The organism is Dietzia sp. DQ11-44 (assembly GCF_014145205.1).
GTDB lineage: Bacteria > Actinomycetota > Actinomycetes > Mycobacteriales > Mycobacteriaceae > Dietzia > Dietzia natronolimnaea.
Window position 1 is genome coordinate 1 of record NZ_JAALEC010000078.1, and the last position, 7,622, is coordinate 7,622.

General features: G+C 69.1%; 7 protein-coding genes. 4 read left to right on the plus strand and 3 right to left on the minus strand.

Going from position 1 to position 7,622, the window contains the following annotated elements:
- Window positions 1-176: 176 nt before the first annotated feature.
- Together G6018_RS02360 and G6018_RS02365 are read left to right on the plus strand one after the other, a co-directional pair.
- Window positions 177-1,142 (plus strand): NADP-dependent oxidoreductase, encoded by a 966-nt coding sequence (locus G6018_RS02360; protein ID WP_182638605.1) that lies wholly within the window; start codon window positions 177-179, stop codon window positions 1,140-1,142.
- 30 nt (window positions 1,143-1,172) lie between these two features.
- On the plus strand, window positions 1,173-1,622 hold the full coding sequence (locus G6018_RS02365; protein WP_182638606.1) for a hypothetical protein: 450 nt from the start codon (window positions 1,173-1,175) through the stop codon (window positions 1,620-1,622).
- Window positions 1,623-1,845: 223 nt separating this feature from the next.
- On the opposite strand, the gene G6018_RS02370 is transcribed toward G6018_RS02365, so the two are convergent.
- Together G6018_RS02370 and G6018_RS02375 are read right to left on the minus strand one after the other, a co-directional pair.
- Window positions 1,846-2,343, minus strand: a complete 498-nt coding sequence (locus G6018_RS02370) for an RES domain-containing protein (protein ID WP_347237773.1) — start codon at window positions 2,341-2,343, stop codon at window positions 1,846-1,848.
- 65 nt (window positions 2,344-2,408) lie between these two features.
- Entirely contained in the window at window positions 2,409-2,786 is a 378-nt protein-coding gene (locus tag G6018_RS02375) for a hypothetical protein (RefSeq protein WP_182611159.1), read from the minus strand.
- Between the two features lie 203 nt (window positions 2,787-2,989).
- Between G6018_RS02375 and G6018_RS02380 the strand changes: the two genes are divergently transcribed.
- Both G6018_RS02380 and G6018_RS02385 read left to right on the plus strand, forming a co-directional pair.
- Window positions 2,990-3,373 carry a zinc-binding dehydrogenase gene (locus tag G6018_RS02380; protein WP_017835832.1) on the plus strand — a complete coding sequence of 128 codons (384 nt, stop codon included), beginning with the start codon at window positions 2,990-2,992 and terminating at the stop codon, window positions 3,371-3,373.
- A gap of 445 nt (window positions 3,374-3,818) precedes the next feature.
- Entirely contained in the window at window positions 3,819-6,530 is a 2,712-nt protein-coding gene (locus tag G6018_RS02385; protein WP_182638608.1) for an ATP-dependent DNA ligase, read from the plus strand.
- A gap of 367 nt (window positions 6,531-6,897) precedes the next feature.
- Here G6018_RS02385 and G6018_RS02390 read toward each other — a convergent pair whose 3' ends face one another.
- Entirely contained in the window at window positions 6,898-7,410 is a 513-nt protein-coding gene (locus tag G6018_RS02390; protein ID WP_182638609.1) for a hypothetical protein, read from the minus strand.
- Between the last annotated feature and the right edge of the window lie 212 nt (window positions 7,411-7,622).

The following is a 7,622-nucleotide window of genomic DNA, read 5'->3' on the forward strand; positions in this document are numbered from 1 at the left end:
CGGGGTGCTCTGGTGGTGGTGACCGCTGGCGCGCTGATGCTGCCGGGGCGGGGCTCGGGGGCTTGGCCGCGGCGGTCTGAACGGGTGCGCGGTTACCATGCGGACACGTAGTCACTCGTGTCAACAATCAAGCGGAACCGCCCCGTTTTTCGCCGGTTCTGCGGGAAAGAGAAACAATGAGCGTCTCAGCTGGCCCCGTCCGCGCCGTCGGAGTGACGACCTACGGGGGCCCGGACGCTCTGCAGGTCGTTGACGTCCCGGCCCAGGAGCTCGGGCCGAGCGAGGTTCGCGTGCGAGTCACGGCCGCAACAATCAACCCCACCGACACCTACACGCGCAACGGTTCTCGGTCGAAGACCGGAACTCCGCGCGGAGCCGCAGACGTCCCGGGCATGGACATCGCGGGAACACTGGTCGAGATCGGTGAGGAGGCGACGACCTCCCTGTCGGTCGGCGACCGGGTGATGGGGATCGTGGTACCCCGCGACGAGCACGGTGCGTATCGCGAGGACATCGTCCTGCCTGCGCAGTCGATCGCCGCCGTACCCCGCGGTTCCGACGACGTCGCCGCGTCGACGCTTCCGATGAACGGCCTCACCGCTCGGCGCGCTCTCGACCTCCTCGACCTGCAGCCCGGACAGACTCTTGCGGTCACCGGGGCCGCCGGATCGACCGGTGGCTACGTCGTGCAGTTGGCCAAGCAGGCCGGCCTCACAGTTGTTGCCGATGCGTCCGAGGCGGACGAAGAGCTTGTCCGGTCGCTCGGCGCCGACAGAATAGTCAGGCGAGGAGACGGCGTCGCCGACCGCATTCTCGAGCTCTACCCCGACGGGGTCGACGGACTCTTCGACGGAGCCGTGCAGGACGCCGCCGTACTCCCCGCGGTCAAGACCGGTGGAGGCGTCGCGACGGTGCGGTGGTACCAGGGCGACGGCAGCCGGGACCTGAAGGTCCATGCCGTGAGCGTGGCGGACATGGCCGAGGAGCAGGGCAAGCTCGACGAGCTGCGGCAGCTGGCGGAAGACGGCGTGGTCACCCTCCGTGTGGCGGACAGCTATTCGCCCGCAGACGCGGGGCGGGCCCACGAGCGGCTCGAAGCCGGCGGAACGCGCGGACGGCTGGTCATCGACTTCACGAGGTGAGGCACGGGCACGTCGCCTCGCGGATCGGTGATGTGCACCGCGCCGCGCCACAAAGCCGCCGTCGAGCAGGTTCGGGCCGTTCTATACGCCCACGCACGCGGCGACACCTCGGCCGCTGGTGAGCTCCTCGAGGCGCTGGAGCTGACCGTCGATGCCTCTCCCCTGCCGATCTCCGACGCCCTGACCGTGGCCTCCCGCTTCGCCCAGCTCGCCCAGTCGGTGGCGCCGGAGCTGCCCGCCGCCGTCATCGCCAAGGTCGGCGACAGCGCACGGCTTCCCGACGCCCCGGACGGCATGGCCGGGCTGTGCGATGCGGTCCTGCTCGACTGCGACGCCGCCTCCGGCATTCGCACCGTGATCGGCGAGCACGGGCTGGCGTCCGCCCTCTACGCGGCCGCGGCCATGACCAGCGCGGTGTTCAGCTTGTGGTCGAGACAATCGGGGCGGTCGATGGACGACCTCATCAATAGCCACGCCTGACCGGCGACGTCGATGCAGCTGTTACGTAGGGGCTGACCGCGCTCCGCGTTCCACGTCCGTGCGCGGAGCGGGTTTCCGCGACGGCGGGGCGACGTGTTGCCGTCGTCGTCACTCTGGGGGCCCTCACCCTCCTGGGGCGAGGGATCGGGGGTTGGCCGGGGCGCTCTGAACGGTCAGGCGGTTGCCCTGCGAACAGCAGTCGCTCGTGTCGCTTCAGGCCGCGCTAGAAGATCCGTAGCCCGAAGCTCCCAGCGACTTTCTGGAGAGCGGTATTACTCAACTCCAGCCCCTCGCGTCTGCGTACCTGCAGCTCCGTGCCGTCGAATACTGCCCAGCACTCGTGGTTGCCGAGGCGCGAGACGTAGCGAATCCCCGAGTACTGTGGCGCGCCACTCGAGTCGGTGGTTGCGTAGATCCAGGTGGAAACCGCTCTCGTCACGGCCCTGTTACGTCCGCGCAGCGCAGCGACATCGAGAACGCTCACGCCCAGCGCGTCGAGCTGGGGTGCCATCGCCGAGGTGAGGAACTCGTGGGTGTCAGGGTCCTCGACATCGACGAATGGCAGCGGATCGATCGTTGCCGCTTCGATCATCAATCGCCGCGCCCGCCAGTCCTGCGGCACGCCCCCGCCGGCCACATCGAAGCGGTTGCCCGAGCGGGTGAGCGCGGCGTCCGCAGCGTTGATCCGAGAATGGTCGAGTTCGCGCCCACGCCGGACCACTCGGTACAAGCTAGCCGGCGGATGAACCACAGCCGGCCCAGAGAGATGGGAAGTCGCCATCAACCTCAACCACCGGCCACGAACGCCCGGGCCGCGGCCATGACCTCGCGGTGCTGACCGTCTGCGAGCGCCTCCGCCGGTGAGACGTCGTCGAGTTGCGGGTTCATACCCATGAACCACGCGCGCACCGTTTGCGGCGCATCGACAGTCTGGATCAGCTGGAAGACCTGGAATGCGACTCGTAGATTCGCCTCTCCTGATGCGCGAGCTGCAGCCCCCTCAGCCCAGCGACTGACGGTACGCCGGTCCACCCCGGCGATGTGCGCTGTTAGCGCTGAGCCAAGGTGATCGATCAGGAAGCGGGCGATGTCCTGCATCGACCCTGTCACGGCGCTGCGGTGCGCCGCGCTCGACCGAGCTCCTGCATTGGTGTCCGTGGCCATTTCCGTAGCTCCCCACTAAGATGACGCGCTTCTCTTATCCCTCCAATGTCCCATAAATGCCCGCCTTGTGTCAGGGCGCCGAGAGCACTCGCTGTCACTCGGCCATGAGTCGTTCGCGGCCCTCGCGCCCCACCCGCGCCGAGAAGTCAGCCGGTAGAGGGCGGGCTCGTCGTCGTCACATAGACCCAACAACCCACACCGACGTGCCAGGCGGCGCTATCGCCCCGATCAGCGGGGTCTTCGTCGCCGACCGCATCCTCGAGCGCTACCCCGACGGGGTCGACGGCCTATTCGATGGAGCCGTGCAGGACGCCGCCGCACTCCCCGCGGTCAAGACCGGCGGGGGCGTGGCGACGGTGCGGTGGTACCAGGGCGACGGCAGCCGCGACCTGAAGGTTCATGCCGTGAGCGTGGCTGTCATGGCTGAGGAGCAGGCCAAGCTCGACGAACTGCGGCAGTTAGCGGAAGACGGCGTGGTGACACGCCGCGTTGCGGACAGCTACGCACCCGATGACGCGGGGCGGGCGCATGAGCGGCTCGAATCCGGTGGGACGCGGGGGCGGTTGGTCATCGACTTCACGCGGTGAGGCACGGGCCAGTCACGGGTCGCCTAGAGCCTTACCTTCTCTACTGGGGAGCAGGCGACGTGCGCAACGAGGCCGCAGGAGCAGGCCACGTAGCGACTATTCGAGGTGTCCGCGACTCCGGACATGCGTAAGGCCAGGGTCCCGGTCTGCCCCAGGTGCACCTGGCCTTGCGACTCGCCCGACACCCACGGTGCCGCGCTCACACCTCACGATACTCCACCGCATTCCAGGAACAACGCCAACTCGATGGCCGGCTGGCCCGGCGGCCGATGAGTGGCCCCGACTTCGATCGGCCTGAACAGGCGGCGACCAATGCACCATCTCCAACCCGATCCGACCGGATTGAGCGCAGTCGCGAGGCGCCGCTTCTAGACGGCGCAGTTAGGTAACCGCGCGAATACCGCAGCCGGTCGCCAGTGTCCGACTCGAGTGCCAGAGTGGACCCATGGCGAGCAAGGGCACAAAAGAGTCGGTCGAGGTCGATGGGCGGACCGTGCGGTTCACCCACCCCGACAAGTTGCTCTACGACGCGACCGGCACCACCAAGGCCGACGTGCTGGAGTACTACCTCGCCGTGGCGCCGCACCTGATGACGTACGCCGGCCAGCGTCCCGTGACGCGCAAGCGCTGGCCCGACGGCACCGAGGACAAGTCCTTCTTCGAGAAGAACCTGCCCTCCCACGCGCCCGACTGGGTGTCGCGAGTGGCGATCGAGCACTCCTCGCGCACCGTCACCTACCCGGTGCTCGACTCCCCCGCCACGCTGGCCTGGTTCGCCCAGCAGGCCGCGCTCGAGCTGCACGTGCCGCAGTGGACACTGTCCGACGGCGAGCCGGGGCGGACGCGACGCATCGTCATTGACTTGGACCCTGGCCAGGACGTCGACCTGGATACGACGGCGAAGGTCGCCCTGCGCGTCCGAGATCTCCTCACCGAGGCGGGCCTGGACTCCTACGCCGTGACCAGCGGCTCCAAGGGCATCCATCTCTACGCCCGACTGGACAAGGCCGTCTCCTCCAAGGGCGCCTCCGCCGTGGCCAAGCAGATCGCGCAGTCCCTGGCCAAGCAGACGCCGGACCTGGTCACCGCCACCATGAAGCGCTCGATCCGCGACGGCAAAGTGTTCGTGGACTGGAGCCAGAACAGCGGCGCCAAGACCACCGTGGCGCCCTACTCGCTGCGCGGTCGCGCCGAGCCGTGGGTCGCGGCCCCGCGGTCGTGGGAGGAACTCGGCGACGGTGGGCTCACGCACCTGCACTGGGACGAGATGCTCAAGCGGCTGGAGTCCGAGGGCGACCTGCTCGAAGGCCTGGAGGGGCCGGCGAAGAAGGGCGGCGCGTCCACGAAGGGTGCCGCCACGACGTCGTCGGCATCGCGGCAGAAGAAGTCGGGAGGCAGCAAGAAGAGCTCGTCGTCGTCATCGGATGACGGGGACCCCGAGCGCGGCGGTTCCGATTCCGCCAACACCGATTCCCGCGGCTCTGAGTCCGGCAGCGACGACTCCACCCGCGCGGCGGCCGAGGAGGGCTGCGACGCCGGACCGACCGACGCCGATGCGGTGGTGACCAGCCTCGAGGACTACCGCCGCAAGCGCGACCGCCGCAAGACCCCGGAGCCGTTCGACGGCGAGGTCGACACCGACCGCTCCGACGGCGACGGCCCGATCTTCGTGATACAGGAGCACCACGCCCGCCGTCTGCACTTCGACCTGCGGCTGGAGCATCACGGCGTGCTGGCCTCGTGGGCGGTGCCCAAGAACCTGCCGACCGAGCCCAAGGACCGGCGGCTGGCCGTCAACACCGAGGACCACCCGCTGGGTTACGAGACGTTCGAGGGCACCATTCCCAAGGGCGAATACGGCGCCGGGACCATGACCGTCTGGGACCGCGGCACCTACGAGTGCGAGAAGTGGCGCGAGGACGAGATCATCGTGCGGCTCAACGGTGAGAAGGTCTCCGGCCGGTACGTCCTGGTGCGCACGAGCGCCGAGAAGAACCAGTGGATCGTGCAGTACATGAAGGACCAGTCGCCGGACTCCTTCTACGGTGGCCGCGATAACCCGAAGTCGTCATATCCTTCGGACGATGATCGCTCCGGCGGGTCAGGCAAGGCGCCTTCCCGCGGCTCGGACAAGTCGCCTTCCCGTGGCTCGAACAAGTCGACTGGCCGCAGCCCGGACGATGAGCCGACCCGCGACTCGGACATGTCCGGCCGCCCCGATGCTCCCCCGCTGCCGATGATCCCCACGGCCGGCTCGGTCACGGACCTGCCCGAGGACAAGTGGGCCTTTGAGGGCAAGTGGGACGGTTACCGCGTGACCGTGGCGACCGATGGCCGACAGAGCCGGTTGATGAGCCGCAACGGCAACTCGATGGACTGGCTGGCCGACGGGTTCCCCGGGCTGGCGCAGGCGATCGGGAAGCCGGCGGTGCTCGACGGCGAACTGGTGGTGCCGGGCCCGGACGGCGTACCCGAGTTCTCCGCACTTGCCAAGCAGGCCGCCGCGGAAGGGAACGCCTCGTCGATCGGCCCGGTGCACCTGTTCGTCTTTGACGTGCTGGGTCTCGACGGCGCGGACCTGCGCCGCGAGCGGTGGGATCGGCGTCGCGAGGTGTTGGACCTGCTGACTCCGGCCCTGGAAGAGGTCGAGCGGGTGCACGTGCCGGGGGTTCTCGACGGCCCCGGCGACCGCGCACTGGACGAGGCCGAGGAGTTCGGCTGGGAGGGCATCGTGGCCAAGCGCCGGGACTCGCACTACCAGTCGGGCCGGCGGGCCAAGACCTGGCTCAAGGAGAAGCTGCTCACCACCACAGAGGCCGTGATTGGCGGCTGGCGACCGGGGAAGGGCGGGCGATCCGGCTCACTGGGCTCACTGCTGCTCGGGCTGCCCGCCCAGACCGGGCTGACCTACATCGGCCGCGTGGGCACCGGCTTCAGCGACCGTCAGGGCAAGACTCTGCTCGAGGAGCTCGAGCCGCTGCGCCGCCGCTCGAGTCCGTTCCTCGAGGACCTGCCCAGTGATGCCCGCCGAGACGCCGTCTGGGTGCTGCCCAAGCTCGTGGTGGAAGTTCGACACCAGGGATTCACCGAGGAGGGGGTGCTGCGGCAATCGACGTGGCGGGACATCCGTCGCGACAAGCTGCCGGGGGATCTGTAGCTCAGCTGGTCGCAGCTCTTGCCCGGGTCCTCGCCCGAGTCGCACCTGCGACGCGCAGCCCCTCGCTCAAGTCGCTCACCGCGCGGGTGCCCTCGCGCCAACCACTCATCGTGCGGATGCCCTCTCGCGCTCCCCTCGTATCGGTCGCCGCTACCGAGCTCTTGGTCGTGGCTACCGCGCCAAGTGGGACGTTTCGCCGCGCTGAGCACGACCAAAATGCGGGGGCTACCCGGCTCAGCTGGCGGTGACTACGCGGGGGCTACCCGCGTCCCGAACCGAGCATTACTGAACCGCAACAGCAGCACCGAGCCGCGAGAGCAGCGCACAACCGCGACCCCCGCCAATATTCGGCCCGCGCGCAGCGCGACTACTGCCGACCCTGCGGGAAGAATCGTCCGAACCCGCGCTTCCCGGCGGCGTCGTACTGGTGAACCAGGTGCCTGAGCCGCAGGTTCAGCTCATCCATCCGGGCGGTCCGTCTCACGAGCTCGTCGATCGGATCAGACCCCGGCCGGGCATAGTTGAGCAGCGCGTCGGCATCCTCGAGCACGTCCAGGAATTCCGGGTCCCGCGCTGCCCTCTCCTCGATCTTGGGGAACCTCTCGACCAGCGCGGTCCCCACCGCCCGGCTCTCGCGCAGGTCGTACCAGGCCTCCACCGTCAGCGACAGTGCCCTGTGGGCTGAGTCGTGTGCGGCCTCCGCGGACGCGAGTGACTTCGTCGCCGTCACCTGCAGCGGATCCACCCCGGCCAGGAGTCTGCGGCGATGGGCGAGCTCGTCGATCGCCGACCGCACCAGCCACGTGGTGTACCAGAACCAGCCCGCGATCACCGCCAGGAACAGCAGGCCTACGACCACGGGGACGAGGAGCCTCAGCACGGCGTCCCCCACCCGGTGGCGCGACCCCCGAGCGCCCTCATGACCCCACCACCAGCGCGAGCACGATCCCCAGCGGGACCGCCAGCGCCACCCCGGCGCCGACGAGCTTGGCCGTGGCCGACCACAGCAGCCGGGACGCCTCGGTCTGCGCGCCCTGCTCGTCGATCACGCAGGCCTCTCTCGCCGCCACCTCCACCCGGGTGGCCGTCGCC